The organism is Bradyrhizobium sp. LTSP857 (assembly GCF_000938285.1).
In the GTDB taxonomy this organism is placed as follows: Bacteria; Pseudomonadota; Alphaproteobacteria; order Rhizobiales; family Xanthobacteraceae; genus Bradyrhizobium.
Genome location: NZ_JYMS01000038.1, coordinates 36,935 through 55,196, shown reverse-complemented (window position 1 = coordinate 55,196; position 18,262 = coordinate 36,935). Strand labels below are relative to the sequence as shown.

The 18,262-nt window shown below is 64.7% G+C and carries 12 protein-coding genes; 2 read left to right on the top strand and 10 right to left on the bottom strand.

Annotation, left to right across the window (positions count from 1 at the left end; all coding sequences use genetic code 11):
• Positions 1 to 97 precede the first annotated feature (97 nt).
• Positions 98 to 1,924 (top strand): aminopeptidase P family protein, encoded by a 1,827-nt coding sequence (locus UP06_RS24035; protein ID WP_045006138.1) that lies wholly within the window; start codon positions 98 to 100, stop codon positions 1,922 to 1,924.
• A 308-nt stretch (positions 1,925 to 2,232) separates the two neighbouring features.
• Positions 2,233 to 3,510: a multidrug effflux MFS transporter gene (locus tag UP06_RS24030; protein ID WP_045006137.1), complete on the top strand. Its 1,278-nt coding sequence runs from the start codon at positions 2,233 to 2,235 to the stop codon at positions 3,508 to 3,510.
• Between the two features lie 159 nt (positions 3,511 to 3,669).
• On the opposite strand, the gene ligA is transcribed toward UP06_RS24030, so the two are convergent.
• The 10 genes from ligA to murC form a co-directional block, all read right to left on the bottom strand.
• Positions 3,670 to 5,862 carry an NAD-dependent DNA ligase LigA gene (ligA, locus tag UP06_RS24025; RefSeq protein WP_245305526.1) on the bottom strand — a complete coding sequence of 731 codons (2,193 nt, stop codon included), beginning with the start codon at positions 5,860 to 5,862 and terminating at the stop codon, positions 3,670 to 3,672.
• A 7-nt stretch (positions 5,863 to 5,869) separates the two neighbouring features.
• Complete coding sequence (gene recN / locus UP06_RS24020) at positions 5,870 to 7,540, bottom strand: DNA repair protein RecN (protein ID WP_045006136.1); 1,671 nt, start codon at positions 7,538 to 7,540, stop codon at positions 5,870 to 5,872.
• A 13-nt stretch (positions 7,541 to 7,553) separates the two neighbouring features.
• Complete coding sequence (locus UP06_RS24015; protein ID WP_045006135.1) at positions 7,554 to 8,444, bottom strand: outer membrane protein assembly factor BamD; 891 nt, start codon at positions 8,442 to 8,444, stop codon at positions 7,554 to 7,556.
• Between the two features lie 244 nt (positions 8,445 to 8,688).
• Complete coding sequence (gene lpxC / locus UP06_RS24010; protein ID WP_045006134.1) at positions 8,689 to 9,651, bottom strand: UDP-3-O-acyl-N-acetylglucosamine deacetylase; 963 nt, start codon at positions 9,649 to 9,651, stop codon at positions 8,689 to 8,691.
• Between the two features lie 361 nt (positions 9,652 to 10,012).
• Entirely contained in the window at positions 10,013 to 11,782 is a 1,770-nt protein-coding gene (gene ftsZ / locus UP06_RS24005) for a cell division protein FtsZ (protein ID WP_045006133.1), read from the bottom strand.
• A gap of 87 nt (positions 11,783 to 11,869) precedes the next feature.
• The gene (ftsA, locus tag UP06_RS24000; RefSeq protein WP_045006132.1) at positions 11,870 to 13,192 is read right to left on the bottom strand and encodes a cell division protein FtsA; all 1,323 of its coding nucleotides are present in this window, start codon (positions 13,190 to 13,192) and stop codon (positions 11,870 to 11,872) included.
• On the bottom strand, positions 13,189 to 14,211 hold the full coding sequence (locus UP06_RS23995) for a cell division protein FtsQ/DivIB (RefSeq protein ID WP_045006131.1): 1,023 nt from the start codon (positions 14,209 to 14,211) through the stop codon (positions 13,189 to 13,191). The genes ftsA and UP06_RS23995 overlap by 4 nt, the downstream gene beginning before the upstream one ends.
• Before the next feature lie 349 nt (positions 14,212 to 14,560).
• Positions 14,561 to 15,547 carry a D-alanine--D-alanine ligase family protein gene (locus UP06_RS23990; protein WP_045006274.1) on the bottom strand — a complete coding sequence of 329 codons (987 nt, stop codon included), beginning with the start codon at positions 15,545 to 15,547 and terminating at the stop codon, positions 14,561 to 14,563.
• 23 nt (positions 15,548 to 15,570) lie between these two features.
• Positions 15,571 to 16,491, bottom strand: a complete 921-nt coding sequence (gene murB, locus UP06_RS23985) for a UDP-N-acetylmuramate dehydrogenase (protein WP_045006130.1) — start codon at positions 16,489 to 16,491, stop codon at positions 15,571 to 15,573.
• A 276-nt stretch (positions 16,492 to 16,767) separates the two neighbouring features.
• Positions 16,768 to 18,171, bottom strand: a complete 1,404-nt coding sequence (gene murC, locus UP06_RS23980; protein WP_045006129.1) for a UDP-N-acetylmuramate--L-alanine ligase — start codon at positions 18,169 to 18,171, stop codon at positions 16,768 to 16,770.
• Positions 18,172 to 18,262: the final 91 nt, after the last annotated feature.

The following is an 18,262-nucleotide window of genomic DNA, read 5'->3' as shown; positions in this document are numbered from 1 at the left end:
TCAATTCGAATGGAACTTTTTCAAGCACAGTCCGTGCCAGATGCGACCTCAAATGCGTCCACATTGCGGACTGATCCCCATGATCCTAAACTGAGCCATGTTCGAAGCACACTTCCAGACATTCGAGGAGCCCGAGGCCGGCGTCGCATTGACCGCCCGGCTCTCTGCACTCCGTGAAGAACTCGCCCGCCGCAAGCTGACCGGCTTCGTCATTCCGCGCGCCGACCAGCAGCAGAACGAATACGTGGCGCCATCAGAGGAGCGGCTCGCCTGGCTGACCGGTTTTACCGGATCGGCGGGACTTGCCGTCGTTCTGACCCAGAAGGCCGCGGTGTTCGTCGATGGCCGCTACACGCTTCAGGCGCCCAAGCAGGTCGATACAAGAGCATGGGCGGTGGAATCGCTGATCGATCCGCCGCCGGAAAGCTGGGTATCGGCGCACCTAAAGCCTGGCGACCGCCTCGGATTTGATCCGTGGCTGCACACTTTTGCGGCAGCCGAGCGATTGTCCGCCGCCTGCGCCAAGGTTGGCGCCGAGCTGGTCGCCGTCGACAGCAATCCGGTCGACGCGATCTGGCAGGACCGGCCGCCGCAGCCGATCGCCCCGGTCGCGGTCCACGGCCTGCAACATGCCGGCGTCGCAGAGGCTGAGAAGCTGACGCAGATCAAGAGCGAGATCGACAGGCTCGGCGTCGACGCGCTGGTGCTCTCGGACAGCCACGCGGTCGCCTGGACCTTCAACATCCGCGGCGCCGACGTCGCGCATACGCCGCTGCCGCTGTCCTACGCGGTGGTGCCGAAGGACGGCCGCCCGACGATCTTCATCGACCATCGCAAACTCTCCAACCTCTCGCGCGACCATCTCGAGCAGTCGGCCGACGTACGCGAGCCCGACGCGCTGGCGCCGACGCTGATGGCGCTGGCCAAGAGCGGTGCCGCGATTGCGCTCGACAATGCCACGGCAGCCGACGCACTCAGCCGATTGATTTCGGGAGCCGGCGGCAAGCCGGTGCGCGGCAGCGATCCGATTGCGCTGTTGAAGGCGGTCAAGAACACGACGGAGATCGCGGGTACGCGGACGGCGCATCGGCGCGACGCGATCGCGCTGGCGCGCTTCCTCGCCTTCATCGATCGCGAGGCACCAAGCGGCAAGCTCACCGAGATCGACGCGGTCGAGGCGCTGGAGACCTTTCGCCGCGACACCGGCGCGCTGAAGGACGTGTCGTTCCCGACCATTTCCGGAACTGGGCCGAACGGCGCCATCGTGCACTACCGCGTCACTCGCAAGAGCAACCGGCGGATCGCGCGCGGAGACCTGCTGCTGATCGATTCCGGCGCGCAATATGAAGACGGCACCACCGACGTCACCCGCACCATGGCGGTGGGCGAGCCGACGGATGAGATGCGCGACCGTTTCACCCGCGTGCTGCGCGGCCATATCGCGATCGCGCGCGCGGTGTTTCCCGACGGCGCCACCGGCGCGCAGCTCGACACGCTGGCGCGACAATATCTCTGGGCGGCCGGCGTCGATTTCGAGCACGGCACCGGCCACGGCGTCGGCAGCTATCTCTCGGTGCACGAAGGGCCGGCGCGGATCTCGAAGCTCGGCACCACGCCGCTGAAGCGCGGCATGATCCTCTCCAACGAGCCCGGCTATTACAAGACCGACGGCTTTGGCATCCGCATCGAAAATCTCGAGCTGGTGGTCGCCGCCGACATCAAGGGCGCCGAGAAATCGATGAACGCGTTCGAGACGCTGACCTTGGCGCCGATCGACCGCCGGCTGATCGATGTCGCGATGCTGAACAGGGACGAGCTCGACTGGCTCAATGCGTACCACGCCCGTGTGAGGGCCGAAGCACGGCCGGCGCTGGATGAGGCGACGAAGGCCTGGCTCGATCAGGCGACGGCGGAGCTGAAATAACGCCGCGCATAGTGCTACGCGATTTGCGCAAGGCTGCTTCCTCACCACCATGACTGGATGCCCCGCGAAGGCGGGGCATCCAGTACGCCGCGGCATCTCCGTATACGACTTCTGCCTCTAGAATACTGGATTCCCCGCCTTCGCGGGGAATGACAGCGGAGACAGCAGCGAGAGCAACGCGCCCAATTCGTCGCCATCGCGCTGTTATTATAACCGTCCCGGAATCCGTATAGCCGCATTCCGAAACGCCGATATCCGTCTTGTGTGAGCACGCTACAGTCCGATTCGAATTCGAAAGACGGACACGCATGCACGGCATGATCAGCAAGCCGCCGGGAACGGCGACGACAAACCTCGCGACCTCGCGCCTGGTGCTGCTGCTGCTCGTCGTCATGACCGGGATCGCACCGATCTCGCTCTACATCCTGGTTCCGGCACTGCCAGTGCTTGCGACGACGTTTGGGCGCGACATCTCGATCGCGCAGATGACGGTGTCGCTCTACATGGTCGGCATCGCGCTGTCGCAGCTGATCATGGGGCCGTTGTCAGACAAATTCGGCCGACGCCCGGTGCTGCTTGGAGGCCTCACGCTGATGGTCGCCGCCAGCATCGCCTGCATCTTCGCCGAAACCCTGCCGCAACTGATCGCGGCGCGCTTCTTCCAGGCCTTGGGCGGCGCCTCCGGCATGGTGGTGAGCCGCGCCATTATCCGCGACATCTACGAGCGCGACCGCGTTGCCTCCATGATCAGCCTCGTGGTCGCCGCCCTGATGATCGGCCAGATGGTCTCTCCGCTGACCGGCGGCCTGATCGAGACCGCGTTCGGCTGGCGCGCCATCTTCTACGCCGTCACGATTGGCGCGATCGCGGTCGCAATCGGCATCGCACTGGCCCTGCCGGAGACGCGCCGCAGCCGCGCCGCCGGCAGCGGCTTTCGCGGCGACGTCGGCACGCTGATCAAGAGCCGCGCGTTCGTCGGCTATGTGATGTGTCAGGTGTTGGCTTCGCAGATCATCTTCGCATTCGCCGGTGGCGGCCCCTACATCGTGGTCACCCAGATGGGGCGCACCAGCGCGGAATACGGCGCATGGTTCGCCACGACGGGATTCGCCTATCTGGTCGGCAATCTACTCTGCGTGCGCTTCGCGCCGCGACACTCGCTGGAAAAACTGATCTGGTTCGGGCTCGGGCTGCAGCTGTGCGGCAGCTTTTTGAACCTGCTCTGGAGTTTTACCGGATGGAACGAGGCACCGGGCTGGCTGTTCGGCACGCAGATGATCGTGATGGTCGGCAATGCCTTCGTGATGGCGAATTCGGCCGCGGGCGCCATCAGCATCCGGCCCGAAGCGGCCGGCACCGCGTCTGGCGCGATGGGCTTCCTCCAGCAGGGCATCGGCGCGCTGATCTCGCAATTCGGCGCCTATCTCGGCGGCCACTCCGCCACAACGCTGCCGCTGACCTCAGCCGTCCTCGCGATCTCGCTGCTCTGTGCCTCGACGATGCTCTTCATCGTGCCCCGCCGCGAAGTGGTGGTGAGCGAGACGCTGATCGAGCAGGCGGAGGAGGAAGAGAGCGGGATGATGTGAGGGGTGCGCGGCGCGTCTCCAATGACAGTGTCATGCCCCGCGAAGGCGGGGCATCCAGTACGCCGCAGCCTCTCCGTATCCTCGCTCTGCCTCTGGAATACTGGATTCCCCGCCTTCGCGGGGAATGACAGCGGAGCGTGAGGCCTCAGGACACCCTCCTCACTCCCCGATCAGCGTCAGCCACTCATCCTCGGTCAACACCTTGACGCCGTGCTTGTTGGCCTCTGCGAGCTTCGAGCCCGCACCGGGACCAGCGACCACGAGGTCGGTCTTCTTCGACACCGAGCCCGACACTTTTGCACCTAGCCGCTCCGCGGTCGCCTTTGCTTCGTCGCGCGTCATCTTCTCCAGCGAGCCGGTGAACACAACCGTCTTGCCGGCGACAGCCGAGTTGCTCTTCGGCTTCTCGGCGTCGACGATCTCGACTTCCTTGGTCAGCCGCTCGACGATACCGCGGTTGTGGCTCTCGCCGAAATAGTCGGCGATGCTCTTGATCACGGTATCGCCGATCTGGTCGAGCGCATCCATCTCGGCGATCGCCTCCTCGTCGCCCTTGGCGACCTTGAGACTGGCGTCATGGAAAGCATCCCAGGAGCCGTAGCCGCGCGCCAGCGCCAGCCCCGTCGTCTCGCCGACATGGCGCATGCCGAGCGCGTAGATGAAGCGCTCCAGCGCGATCTTACGCCGGCTCTCGATGGCGCCGAAGAGATTACGCACCGAGGTTTCGCCGTAACCCTCGATCTCCTCGAGCTTGAGCTTTGAATTGCGTTTCTCGAGCGTGAAGATGTCGGCAGGCTCCTTCACAAAACCCTCGTCGAAGAAATACTGGAGCTGCTTCTCGCCAAGGCCGTCGATGTCGAAGGCGCGTCGCGACACGAACAGTTTCAAGTGCTCGATCTTCTGATAGGGGCAGGCAAACTCACCGGTGCAACGGGATCGCGACTCCTCCTCGCCCGCCGCCGTCGCCCCGCGCACGACGTCGGTGTGCAGCGGGCACGGGCACTTCTTCGGGAGGTGAAACTCCTTGGCGCTCTTCGGCCGCTTGTCGATGATGACGTCGACCACCTGAGGAATGACATCGCCGGCGCGCTGGATCACGACAGTGTCACCGATCCGGATGTCGCGCCCCTCGCGCAGCACTTCGCCCTTGTTGCCGATGCCCCTGATGTAGTCCTCGTTGTGCAGCGTGACGTTCTGCACGATCACGCCGCCGACACCGACCGGCTCGAGCTTGCCGACCGGCGTGAACGAACCGGTGCGGCCGACCTGGATCTCGATGTCGCGCAGCACCGTCATGGCGCGCTCGGCGGGAAACTTGTGCGCGACGGCCCAGCGTGGACGACGCGACACGAAGCCGAGGCGCTCCTGCCAATCGATGCGATCGACCTTATAGACGACGCCGTCGATGTCGTAGTCGAGTTCGGAGCGCTCTTCCTCGATGCTATGGTGGAACGCGATCAGCTCCTCGACGGAGTGACACAGCTTGGTCAGCGGATTAGTCTTGAACCCGCAGCGCTCGAACCAATCAATCATACCGCTTTGCGTACCCTTAGGCATCGCGCTCATCTCGCCCCATGCGTACGCAAAGAAGCCGAGCGGGCGCGAGGCGGTGATGGTGGGATCCTTCTGTCGGAGCGAGCCCGCCGCCGAGTTGCGCGGATTGGCGAAAATGGTGTCGCCGGCTGCCTCCTGTCGCTCGTTCAGCGCCAGAAAGGCCTTCTTGGTCATGTAAACTTCGCCACGCACCTCGCAGATGTCGGGGATATTGCGGCCCCTCAGCTTCTGCGGCACGTCTTCGAGAGTGCGGATGTTCGCGGTGACGTCCTCGCCCTCAGCGCCGTCGCCGCGCGTCGCCGCGGTGACGAGCTCGCCGCCCTCGTAGCGCAGCGACATCGAGAGTCCGTCGATCTTCGGTTCAGCCGAGAAATCGATCTCTTGACCGTCTAGCTTAAGGAAACGGCGAATTCCATTTACAAACTCTACGACGTCGTTCTCAGCGAATGCATTTTCGAGCGACAACATCGGAATCGCATGGCGTACCTTCTTGAAACCACGCGCTGGACTCGCACCAACTTGATAAGATTCACTGAAGAGATCAACTAGTTCGGGAAATCGCTCTTCTACCTGTCGATACCGCGATCGCAGCGCGTCATATTCCGCATCCGATATCGTGGGAGCATCCTTTGCGTAGTAGGCATCGCTGTGTTTCTTTAGCTCGCCCGTCAGCCATTCATGCTCCGCCTTGGCCTGCTGCTCGGTGAGTTTGTCAGCGCCTATTAGCAGCGATGTTTTTGGCGCTCGAGCTTTCGCTCGCCCACCAACTGCAATTTTGCGTGAGGACATCTTCGTCATGGCAGGCCTAGCTCGCCGCCTTGAGCAGCCGGTCCGCGGCGGCCCTCGCCTCGGCCGTGATCTCGGCGCCCGCGAGCATGCGCGCGATCTCCTCGCGGCGGTGGTCGGCGGCCAGTGCGTTGACGCGGGTGGCGACGCGTTTGCCCTTGTCGAGGGCATCCTTGGAAATGAGCAGATGCTGGTCAGCACGGGCGGCGACCTGCGGGGCGTGGGTCACGGCCATCACCTGCACCTTGCCGGCAAGCCGCGCCAGCCGTGCGCCGATGGCGTCGGCGACCGCGCCACCCACGCCGGTGTCGATCTCGTCGAACACCAGCGTCGGCGCCGAGCCGCGGTCGGACAGCACGACCTTCAGCGCCAGCAGGAAGCGCGACAGCTCGCCGCCGGAGGCGACCTTCATCAGCGGGCCCGGCTTGGTGCCCGGGTTGGTCTGCACCCAGAATTCGACGCGGTCGAAACCTTGCGGCCCCGGCGAGGTCTCGTCGGTCTCGACCTGGGTCATGAATTTTGCGCGTTCCAGCTTGAGCGGAGCGAGTTCGGCGTTGACGGCCTTGTTGAGCTTCTCGGCCGATTTCTGCCGCGCCAGCGACAGTTTCTTGGCGGCAGCAGCATAGCGCGCATCGGCCTCGATCGCGGCCTGCTCCAGCTTCTTCAGGCGCGAGGCGCCGGCGTCGATCAGCACGACATCGGCGGCGTATTTGGCGGCGAGCGCGGCCAGGCCATCGACCGGCGTCGAATATTTGCGCGAGGCCGCGCGCAACGCGAACAGCCGTTCCTCGATGCGTTCGAGCTCAGCCGGATCGAAATCGGTTGCGGCAAGTGCGGCCTGGAGATGCTGATCGGCCTCCTCCAGCGCGTTGATCGCAATATCGATCGCCCTCACCGCGGGCTCGACCAGTGCCGGCGAATTGACGCCGCGGCGCTCCAGCCTGCGCACCGCGGCCGAGAGAGCCGCGGACGGCGAATTGTGGCCGCCAACGACCTCCTGCGCCTCGCGCAGGTCGGAGGCGATCTTCTCACCCTGCATCATGGTGGTGCGGCGGGAGGCAAGCGAGGTTTCCTCACCGTCCTTGGGCGCGAGCTGCTTCAGTTCGTCGGAGGCGTGGCGCAGATAGTCGGCCTCGCGCGCGGCACGCTCCATGCCCGCGCGATGCTCCTCGAGTTCGGTGTTCGCAGTACGGCGCGCGTCCCAGAGAGCTTCTACGGCCACGACATCCTTCTCCAGTCCGGAGAAGGCATCGAGCAGGCGGCGGTGGGTGGCGGCATCGACCAGCGCGCGCTCGTCATGCTGGCCATGAATCTCGACCAGCGTGGCGCCGACCGCCTTCAGCGTCTGCACGCTGATCGACTGGTCGTTGATGAAGGCGCGGGTGCGGCCGTCGGCAAGCTGGACCCGGCGCAGGATCATCTCACCGGTATCGTCCAGGCCGTTCTCGGCGAGGATCTTCGTCGCGGGGTGATTCTTCGGGACATCGAACACGGCAGTGACCTGCCCCTGCTCCGCGCCATGGCGCACGAGGCCGGCGTCGCCGCGGCCGCCGAGCGCCAGCGCAAAGGCATCGAGCAGGATGGATTTGCCCGCACCGGTCTCGCCAGTCAAAACCGCAAGGCCTGTGGCGAATTCGATATCGAGCCGTTCGATCAGGACGATGTCACGGATCGACAGACGCGCCAGCATGGAACCAAATTTCCTAGCCGAGACCTATCTTCTTGAAGGTCCTGCTGATCCAGGACCCCTGATTCTCGCTCGGTTCGAGACCGCCGGATTTTACAAGATTATAGGCGTCCTTGTACCAGCGGCTGTCAGGAAAATTATGCCCGAGCACGGCGGCGGCGGTCTGGGCTTCGCCGACAATGCCGATCGCCATATAGGCCTCGGTGAGGCGGTACAGCGCCTCCTCGACGTGACGCGTGGTCTGATACTGCGTCACCACGGCCTTGTAGCGGTTGATCGCAGCCGTGTAGTCCTTCTTCTGCATGTAGTAGCGGCCGACATTCATTTCCTTGCCGGCGAGCTGGTCGCGGGCGCCCTCGATCTTGGCCTTGGCGGAGGTCGCATATTCCGAGTTCGGATATTTGCGGTTCACCTCTTCCAGCGAGGCGATCGCCTTCTCAGTCCGGGCCTGGTCGCGGCTGATGTCCGGAATCTGGTCGTAGTGCGAGGCGGCGATCAGATATTGCGCGTAGGCGGCGTCCGGGCTGCCGGGATGCAGGGTGACGTAGCGGGTGGCCGCACCGATGCAGCCGTCATAGTCGCCGCCCTGGTAGGACGCATAGGCCGACATCAGCAGCGATTTGCGCGCCCAGTCGGAATAGGGATGCTGGCGGTCGACCTCTTCGAACTTCTTGTTCGCCGCCTTCATGTCCTTCTTTTCGTTCATGAGGTACAAGCCCTCATTGTAGATCTTGTCGGCAGGCTCTTCGACGAAGGTGTCGTCCTTGGCGGTGAACTTGTCCCAGAGCGCGCCGGTGCCGCAGCCGCCAAGCGGCAGCGCGATCAAGAAGAAGGTCGCAGCCTGGAGCAGCCCGCGAGCCTTTGGCGAAACCGATGGATATCCGCGCGTCATACGCTGTGCCGACATGAATTTAAGACCTGACGCCTTGTGATGCGGTGCCCGCCAGCCCATGAATCCCGTCATGGGCGCAAAATGTAACTGTGGTGCCTGCCATGCGACCACGCCGATGTAACCGAAAAACGATCGTTAACCCACGGGATAGGCAGGCATTCCGCCCGGATTAAGGCGAACGTGCCGCAATCCTAGTGGATCATGGTTACCGGGAGTTTCCCGGGGGAAGCAGCGGCCAACCGCTAGCGGCAACAGATCTTCAGGATACATCCGGCCCGTAGGCCGCGGCAAGCCGGCCACCGACCATGCCGCTGCCGATCTCGACAACGGGACGCGTGGTGCGGCGGGCCGCCTCGCCCTCGACCACCCGCCAAGCGGTACGGTCGGCGAGCAGCGCCGTCAGGACGGCGTGGTTGAGCTTGTGGCCGCCACGCACCGAGCGATAGGCGCCGAGCAGCGGCAGGCCGGCCAGCGCCAGATCGCCGATCACGTCCAGCACCTTGTGACGGGCGCATTCGTCGGCGTAGCGCAGCCCCTCGGTGTTGAGCAGCCGCTCGTCGTCAAATACGACGGTGTTGTCGAAGGAGGCGCCGAGCGCATAGCCCGCGCTCCAGAGCCGGGCGACATCGCCCATCAAACCAAAAGTCCGGGCGCGGCCGACTTCGCGGCGGAAGCGCTCGGGGCTGAGGTCGAAGGCGCAGCTCTGCTGACCGATGACGGGATTGGTGAAGTCGATCTCGACCTCGGCGCGGAACCCGTTGGCGTAGGGCCGGATCTCGCCGAAGGAGTCACCGATCTTGACCGAGACCGGCTTCAAAACCTGGATAAAGCGGCGCTGCGCCGGCTGGTTGACGATCCCGGCCTGATCGATCGCCGCAATGAAGGCCGCGGCGCTGCCGTCCATGATCGGCACTTCCGGACCGTCGATCTCGATAATGGCGTTGTCGACGCCCATGCCCCGCAGCGCAGCAAGCACATGCTCGGCGGTCGAGACCAGCGGACCGCTGCGGTCGCCGAGGACAGTCGCGAAATCGGTCGCGATCACCTGCTCGGCGGTCGCCTGAACTTCGCGGTCACTTCCCTCGAGGCCGGTGCGGACAAAAATATAACCTGCATCGACAGGCGCAGGTCCGAGCGTGAGCGTGACGGGAAGACCGGAATGAACGCCGACGCCGGCCACACTGGCTTGCGCACGAAGCGTTGTTTGCCGGCTAAATTTCATCAGGAACCCGCCCCACTACGACCCAACGCGACTTATACAAGACCCGATTAACCGGCCAAGGCCGACCATCCGAATCCGTATCCCCAAGTCACGCCAAACCATAGTCACTGCCTCAAACAGCGCCAACTCACGCTTTTTTACCGATTGTTACCCCAAACCTGCCGTATTCGCGCCAAGGCTTAACCAAATTACGCCGGGGTTTGGGGCCGTTATCGGCAACTTTACTGAACCACCGAATAAGTAATTAATGATTTAAAATCAGTCGCTTGCGCGCGCAACCCGGGCATGCACCGGACAAAAGGAAAGGTCCCGGCCAGCTTGCTGCCGGGACCTTTTTTCGTCCGCCTTATTGTAACAATCCTCAGGTCGCCTGCCGCCGCAGGAAGGCCGGGATATCAAGATGGTCGTCTCCCTGTGGCGCCGGCGCAACAGGCGCGGGGCGGCCATGGGCGTCGAGACCCTGCGGCGCGGGCCGGCGGGCATACTCGGAGACCGGCTCGCTGGCTGCGATCTGCTGCGCAACGGAGCGCTGCGGCTTGCGATCGGGCAACGCCGGCATCGCCGGAGCAGCGGATCGGGCTGCGATCGGCGCCTCGGTCTCCTCGTCGCGACGGCCAAGGCCGACATTGGCGAGGCGCTGGAGCAGCGACAGCCGGGTCTTTTGCGGCGTCTCGTCCTCCATTTCGCCACGGGCCTGACGAATCTCGGCCTGGGCCGGCATCGGCAGTTCCTCGAGGCGCGGCATCCGCGGCGCACGCACCGGCGCACGCTCGGCCTGCGGCGGGATGAAGGTTTCCGGCATCATCGGCTCATGCATCGCCATCGGCGCCTGCTCGGGCTCCGGGAACAGCGTCGGCTTCTGCGCGATCGGACGCACGGTGACGTCGCCATAGGTCTGCATCGGCGCGGGCGCCTGCGGGACTTCGGAAACGGCGGCGGCGATGGCCGCGAGCGCTGCACGCTCGACATTGGCACGCGGCGCGGCCGGGACCTGCCCTTCCAGTTTCTGGGCACGTTCGGCCAGGCGCTGGTTGTCGGCGCGGAGCCGTGCAGTCAGATCGGCGAGACGGCTCTCGGCAGCCGCAGCAGGCGCCGGGGCCTGCTGGGCCTGCGGGGCCGGGTTCGCAACCGGAGCGCTGGTGGCCTGGGTGTTGCGGGCGATCGCGGCCTGCTCGATGCCGGTGGCAACGACCGAGACGCGGATCAGGCCGTCGAGCGCTTCGTCGAAGGTGGCGCCGACGATGATGTTGGCGTCCTGGTCGACTTCCTCGCGGATGCGGGTCGCGGCTTCGTCGACTTCGAACAGGGTGAGGTCCTTGCCGCCCGTGATCGAGATCAGAAGGCCCTTGGCGCCCTTCATCGAGCTATCGTCGATCAACGGGTTGGCGATCGCGGCTTCAGCGGCGGTCAGCGCGCGCTTGTCGCCGGAGGCTTCGCCCGTGCCCATCATCGCCTTGCCCATTTCCTTCATCACCGCTCTCACGTCGGCGAAGTCGAGGTTGATCAGGCCTTCCTTGACCATCAGGTCGGTGATGCAGGCAACGCCCGAGTAGAGCACCTGGTCGGCCATCGCGAAGGCGTCGGCGAAGGTGGTCTTCTCGTTGGCGACCCGGAACAGGTTCTGGTTCGGGATGATCAAGAGCGTATCGACCACCTTGTGCAGCTCGTTGATGCCGGCTTCCGCGGTGCGCATGCGGCGACCGCCCTCGAAGTGGAACGGCTTGGTCACGACACCGACGGTGAGGATGCCCATCTCGCGCGCGATCTTGGCGATGACGGGAGCTGCACCGGTGCCGGTGCCGCCGCCCATGCCGGCGGTGACGAACACCATGTTGGCGCCGGAGAGATGGTCGCGGAGCTCGTCCATCACCTCTTCGGCCGCGGCCGCGCCGACGACCGGCTGCGAGCCTGCGCCCAACCCTTGCGTCGCCGCCGTGCCCATCTGCACGATGCGCTGCGCCTTCGACATCGTCAGCGCCTGCGCGTCGGTGTTGGCGACCACGAAGTCGACGCCCTGGAGGCCGGCCGTGATCATGTTGTTGACGGCATTGCCGCCAGCGCCGCCGACGCCGAACACGGTGATCCGCGGCTTCAGTTCGTGAATATCAGGAGCATTGATACTGATGGTCATGTTTGCCTCTCGATCACGCGCGCGTGGGTTCGCCCCGGCCGGCGGCCGCGGGAGTTGGTGAAAGTCGGGAATTGCGGAAAGGAGTCATCAGAAGCCCTCGCGTAGCCATCGTCCGACCTTTCCGAAATAACCGCCGGTCCCTGTCTTGACCTGCTGCCGCGTATGCCGCGGTTCGACATGTTCGTGGTGAACATATTGCGGGTAGACGAGAAGTCCGGCCGGCACCGCGAACGCGGCGTTCTTCGCCTCGTTGGGCAGCCGGCCAAAACCGAGCGGACGTCCGACCCGCACGGGCCGGCCGAGAATTTGCGTTCCGAGTTCGACGAGACCGGTGAGCTGCGAGGCGCCGCCCGAGAGCACGACACGGCCCTTGGGCTCTGCCGCGAAGGGCGAATCCTTCAGCTTGTCCCGAACCATTTCGAAGACTTCCTCAGCACGGTGCTTGACGATGTTGGCGATGGTGGCGCGCGAAACGATCTGCGGCAGATCCTGCTCATCACCGGCCGTCGGTACAGACATCAGCTCACGCGAGTCCGATCCGCCGGTGAGGACGGTGCCGTATAAAGTCTTGATTCGCTCGGCATCGGCAATGGTCGCGGAGAGTCCACGCGCGAGATCCATCGTGATGTGTTGCCCGCCGACCGCAAAACCGGCCGCGTGCACGAAGCGGCCGCCGGCATAAACCGCGATCGTGGTGGTGCCCGCGCCCATCTCGACCACGGCGGCGCCGAGATCGGCCTCGTCGTCGGTTAGCACCGACAGGCCGGCGACATAGGGGCTCGCCGCCATGGCTTCGACGTTGAGGTGGCAGCGTTCCACCGCCAGCATCAGGTTCCGCGCCACCGTGGCGTCGCAGGTGACCACGTTCATGTCGACGCCGAACTGGCGCGCGACCATGCCGCGGGGATCGCGGATGCCCTTGACCCCGTCCAGCGTGTAGCCGACCGGAAGCGCGTGCAGCACGGTGCGGCCATCGCCGGTGGCGTGGCGCATGCCAGTGGAGGTGACGCGGCTGACGTCGGCCGGCGTCACTGCGCCGCCGCGGATGTCGGCCGCGGCTTCGACGAGCTGGCCGGAGAGCCGACCGCCGGAGACCGACAGCAGCACGGACTCGACCCGCACCTTGGCCATTTTCTCGGCAAGCCCGACGGCCTGGCGCACTGCCTGCTCGCATTCGGCGAGATCGACCACCGCACCGGCCTTCATGCCGCGCGACTGGATCTGGCTGTAACCGATCAGCTCCACCGCATGGGTGCGGCCGCCCAGGGCTTCGCTCGGAGCCGACGGCTTCAGCCGCGCGATCATGCAGGCGATCTTGCTGGTGCCGATGTCGAGGCAGGCGACGAGGCCGCCGCGCTTGTGCGGCATCTGGCGCGTCTTCGGCGTCTGGGTGCGATCAAGACCGGTCATGCGGCGTCCCCGGCCTTCTTTTTCTTTTTGTCTTTGAACAGGTCCTCACGCACCTTGGCGGCGTCGTCGGACAGCTGCACCACCAGGCGATCGGGCAATCGCATGTCGACCGCGACGATATCGCGGGAGAACAGCTTGTCCTCCTTGTCGAGCTTGGAGAGCGCGGCAAGTGCGTTGCCGACGTCCTGCTCGGGCAGGCGGATGTCGAGGCCATCCTTCAGCCGCAGATTCCAGCGCCGCTCACCGACCAGGATTGCAGCTTTGGTCACCGAATTCACCTGCGGATAGCGCGCCAGCAGCGCGAGGAAGTCGCGGGCCTGCGCGTCGGCACCCTTGCCGACCACGAGCGGCAGCGACAGGAACCGGCGCGAGACATAGGGTTCGAGCAGGGCACCGTCGTCGGCGATGACGGAGAGCCGGCCGCCCTCCTGCCACAGCGCGAACGCCTGGCGCTCGGTGATCTCGATCATGAGCCGGCCCGGATAGAGCTTCAGCACGGTCGCATCCGCGATCCAGGGATTGGCCTTCAGCTTGTCGCGAACGCTGTCGGCGTCGAGGAACAGCAGCGAGGAGCGGCCGCTGACGCCGCCGATCGCGAGAATCTCGTCCTGGCTGAGCTGCTTGCGGCCGTTGATTACGACCGAGGTGATGCGGAAGCCGGCGGAATTGGCCATCGCATTGCGCGCGTCGCTGACGGCGGTGATGAAATCCTGGAGATGGCCGCCCTTGACGATGCCGAAGCCGCAGCTTCCGATCAGGAGCAGCACGGTCATGCTGATCCCGACCCGGCGCGGCAAATAGCGCTCGACCAGCGCGATCACGCGCGGCGGCGGCGTGCGTTCGACGACGGCCTTGGCCTTTTGCTTGGCGACGGCGCGCTTTCCTTGAAGTCGTTCCTGGCGCTTGTCCTGCACCCACTCGCGCAGAAGCACGACCGCTCCGATAGCGGCCGCCTTCAGGTCAGCTTGGGGCCTCAGCGATCTGAAAAACGACCGGGTGAGGCTTCCTGCTCCATCCATTGCACGAGCTCGTCAACAGTTTGCCCGCGACATCGCGCGGGTCCTGGCGAACATGACGTCTCGGTCTTGCCGGGCCGGGTACTGGTCTTCAGCAGAAGAAGCCTCTCCCCATCAAAGCGTTCGCTGCTGTCGGAGACATCCGCAACAGTTCACGCGCCGGCAGCCAAAACGCCATATGCGCCGCCAGCGTTAACCTTCGGACTTCCTGGTAAACAAAAGGTAAAGTTCGTTAACGGCCGATGCTTTTTGCCCAGCCGTGTGAGGCAGTTATGCCACGATGTCCGGCATTTTACCGGTTTTGGCCGCCGAACCGGGCGTTTTCGCCGGTTTGGCCGTTAACCAATCCTAACTATTTCTGTACCCGCCGCTCGGCGAGCTCGATCAGGCCCCGCAGGAAGTCGACGAACGCGATGCCCTCGGCCTTCAGCGCCTTGGGGTAGAGCGAGGACTTCGTCAGCCCGGGCAGCGTGTTGGTTTCGAGATAGACCAGCCCCTTGTCCGAGACGATGAAGTCGGAACGGGAATAGCCGGTGCAGGACATCGCCCGATGCGCCAGCATCGCCTGCTCCTTGAGCGCGGCGGTGACCTCCGCCGTGAAGCGGCCTGGGCAGATCTCCTGGGTCGACTTCAAAAGATATTTTGCGGCGTAGTCGAAATTGCCCTCACCCGGAATGATCTCGATCGGCGGCAGCGAGATGATCGAGCCGTCGGTGCGCTCCAGCACGCCGCAGGTCGCCTCCACGCCGGCGATGTAGGGCTCGATCACATATTCTTCGTGCTTCGCCGCATTGCGGACGGCGACGAGGTCCTGCTTGGCATTGACGAAGATCAGGCCGTAGCTCGAGCCATCGCGCGCCGGCTTTGCAATCAACCGGCCGTATTCGGCGAAGGCCTCATCGATATTGTCCAGCGCGACGCTCGCCGGCGGCGTCACGCCGCCGAGCGTGGCAAACCGCTTGGCTGCGATCTTGTCGAAGGCGAGATGCGAAGAGGCCGATCCCGATCCGGTGAAGGCCACGCCGCGCGCTTCGCACATCACCTGCAATTCGCCGTTCTCGGCACGCCCGCCATGCAGGCCGAGCACCAGCACGCGGTCCTCGGTCTTGGCCTGGTCGAGCGCCTGCTCCAGCGGAATGCCGCGTGTGCCCGGCTTGAACTCGTCCTCGAACGGACGGGCATGTTCAAGCAGTTGCTTCGACTGGACGGTGTGTACCTTGTCCTCGACGTCCCACCACCAGAGATCGGCCTCGGGCAGCGCCTGATGCAGCGCTTGCGCTGAGGCGACCGAAACCAGACGCTCCCGGTTGGAGCCGCCGAAGAGGATGGTGATGCGCATGTTCTCTCGCCCGCCTGCGTCGTTCAACCGGAAACCCCGATCCGCTTGATTTCCCAATGTAGCTCAATTCCGGAATTTGCCTTCACCCGTTCGCGCACGGTCTCGCCCAGGGTCTCGATGTCGTGCGCGGTGGCGTCGCCCGTGTTGATCAGGAAATTGCAGTGCATCTCGGACACCTGCGCGCCGCCGACACGCAGGCCGCGGCAGCCGGCGGCGTCGACCAGCTTCCAGGCGGAATGGCCGGGCGGATTCTTGAAGGTCGAGCCGCCGGTTTTTTCGCGGATCGGCTGCGCGGTCTCGCGATGGCTCTGCACCTCCGCCATGCGCGCACGGATCGCATCAGCGTCCCTGATCTCGCCGCGAAACCGCGCGGAGGTGAAGATGATGGAGGGATCGACGCCGCTGTTGCGGTAGACGAATTTCATCTCGGCGTTGGAGAAGACATGCTTGCTGCCGTCACGGGCGATACCGGTCGCCTCGATCAGCACGTCCTTGGTCTCGCCGCCATTGGCGCCCGCATTCATGCGCAGCGCGCCGCCGATCGTGCCGGGAATGCCGAAGAAGAATTCGAGCTCCCCGACATCAGCGCCAGCCGCCACCTCCGCCACGCGCTTGTCGAGCGCAGCTGCGCCCGCCGTGACGATGTCGCCGCTGGCATTCGCCTCACCAAAAGCGCGCGGAGCCAGCCGGATCACGACGCCCGCAATGCCACCGTCGCGCACAATGAGATTGGAGCCGACACCGACGACATAAACGGGAATGTCGCTGGCGAGATGCGCGAGGAAATAGCCAAGATCGTCTTCATCGGCCGGCGTGAACAGCACCTGCGCCGGACCGCCGACGCGAAACCAGGTGAGTTCAGCGAGCGATTGGTTGGCGAGCAGCCGGCCGCGCAGATCAGGCATCGCGGCTTTGAGAGCGGGGGTGATGTCGGGGAAGCTCATGGCCCGCAGACCCAAATGCGAGCTGGATTGAGATTGCGTCGCGTGACGTTGTCCGCCAGCGCCCGGGGCTTACCCCTCTCCCCAACCCTCCCCCGCAAGGGGGGAGGGAGCTTGACCAGCGTGCTCGCCTCACCTAGCGCCACAGCTGCGCTCTGCTCCTTTGCGAGAGTCAGGGAGGCACCGGCGGATGGGTTCCCTCCCCCCTTGCGGGGGAGGGTTAGGGAGAGGGGTGGCCACACGGGCAGTGATCGATGATGACTCGACATCCGCTCGCCCTCACCCCAACGCTTTCAATTCACCCGGCAAGGCATACGCCCATTGCGTGATGTTGCCGGCCCCTAAGCACACGACGAGATCGCCCGACTTCGCCAATCCCTTGACGATGCCCGCGAGCTCCGGCGCTGCCGGCAGCGGGATCACCTCACGGTGGCCGTGCGCGCGCAGGCCCGCGACAAAATGATCGCGGTCGATACCTTCGATCGGCGTCTCGCCGGCAGCATAGACATCTGCAACAATCACCGAATCGGCATCGTTGAAGCAGGTGCAAAATTCCTCGAACAGCGATTGCAGGCGGGTGTAGCGATGCGGCTGCACCACGGCGACAATCTTGCCGTTGGTGGATTCCCGCGCAGCCTTCAAGACCGCAGCGATCTCGACGGGATGATGGCCGTAATCGTCGATCACGGTGACGCCGTTCCACTCGCCGGTCTTGGTGAAGCGGCGCTTGACGCCGCCGAAGCCGGCGATTGCCTTGCGGATGGCTTCGTCGGACACGCCGAGCTCCCGCGCCACCGCGATCGCCGCCGTCGCGTTGGAGGCGTTGTGGCGCCCCGGCATCGGCAGCATGAGATCGACGATCTCGTGCACGGCGCCGGTCTTGCGATCGCGGAACGCGACCTTGAACTTCGATCCGCCGCCCATCGGGGTCAGATCGAGCAACCGCGCATCGGCCTGCGGATTCTCGCCATAGGTGATGATGCGGCGATCCTCGATCTTGCCGACGAGGGTCTGCACCACGGGATGATCGATGCACATCACGGCAAAGCCGTAGAACGGCAGGTTCTCGACGAAGTTTCGGAACGCGTCCTGCACGGCGTCGAACGTCTTGAAGTGGTCGAGATGCTCGGGATCGACATTGGTGACGATCGCGACCTCGGTCGGCAGCTTCAAAAACGTGCCGTCGCTCTCGTCGGCTTCGACCACCATCCAGTCACCGGCGCCGAGCCGCGCGTTGGAGCCGTAGGCATTGATGATGCCGCCATTGATGACGGTGGGATCGAGCCCGCCGGCATCGAGCAGTGTCGCCACCATCGTCGTCGTCGTGGTCTTGCCATGGGTGCCGGCGATCGCGACGCAGCTCTTCAACCGCATCAACTCGGCCAGCATCTCGGCGCGACGCACGACGGGAATGCGCCGTTCGCGCGCCGCCATCAATTCCGGATTGTCGCGCTTGATCGCCGAGGACACCACGACGACATCGGCGCCGTCGACATTCTCCGCCTTGTGGCCGACCGAGACCTTTGCGCCCGCTTTGCGGAGACGGTCGAGATTGTAATTGTCGGAAGCGTCCGAGCCCTGCACGGCATAGCCGAGATTGACCAGCACCTCGGCGATGCCGCTCATGCCGATCCCGCCGATCCCGACGAAGTGGATGGGTCCGATCTCGCGCGGCAGTCTCATGCTCTGTTCCCTGACCTCACCGCCACAGGGGCAGCCTTGGCTAAAGGTTGCGGATCAAATCAGCCGCATTCATGACTACTGGATGCCCCGC

Excerpts from the sequence above, each read along its gene's own strand:
- UP06_RS24015 (WP_045006135.1), bottom strand. The coding sequence starts at position 8,444 with ATGTCGGCACAGCGTATGACGCGCGGATATCCATCGGTTTCGCCAAAG.
- UP06_RS24035 (WP_045006138.1), top strand. The coding sequence starts at position 98 with ATGTTCGAAGCACACTTCCAGACATTCGAGGAGCCCGAGGCCGGCGTC.
- murC (WP_045006129.1), bottom strand. The coding sequence starts at position 18,171 with ATGAGACTGCCGCGCGAGATCGGACCCATCCACTTCGTCGGGATCGGC.
- UP06_RS23995 (WP_045006131.1), bottom strand. The coding sequence starts at position 14,211 with ATGGATGGAGCAGGAAGCCTCACCCGGTCGTTTTTCAGATCGCTGAGG.
- lpxC (WP_045006134.1), bottom strand. The coding sequence starts at position 9,651 with ATGAAATTTAGCCGGCAAACAACGCTTCGTGCGCAAGCCAGTGTGGCC.
- murB (WP_045006130.1), bottom strand. The coding sequence starts at position 16,491 with ATGAGCTTCCCCGACATCACCCCCGCTCTCAAAGCCGCGATGCCTGAT.
- UP06_RS24030 (WP_045006137.1), top strand. The coding sequence starts at position 2,233 with ATGCACGGCATGATCAGCAAGCCGCCGGGAACGGCGACGACAAACCTC.
- ligA (WP_245305526.1), bottom strand. The coding sequence starts at position 5,862 with ATGACGAAGATGTCCTCACGCAAAATTGCAGTTGGTGGGCGAGCGAAA.
- recN (WP_045006136.1), bottom strand. The coding sequence starts at position 7,540 with ATGCTGGCGCGTCTGTCGATCCGTGACATCGTCCTGATCGAACGGCTC.
- UP06_RS23990 (WP_045006274.1), bottom strand. The coding sequence starts at position 15,547 with ATGCGCATCACCATCCTCTTCGGCGGCTCCAACCGGGAGCGTCTGGTT.
- ftsZ (WP_045006133.1), bottom strand. The coding sequence starts at position 11,782 with ATGACCATCAGTATCAATGCTCCTGATATTCACGAACTGAAGCCGCGG.
- ftsA (WP_045006132.1), bottom strand. The coding sequence starts at position 13,192 with ATGACCGGTCTTGATCGCACCCAGACGCCGAAGACGCGCCAGATGCCG.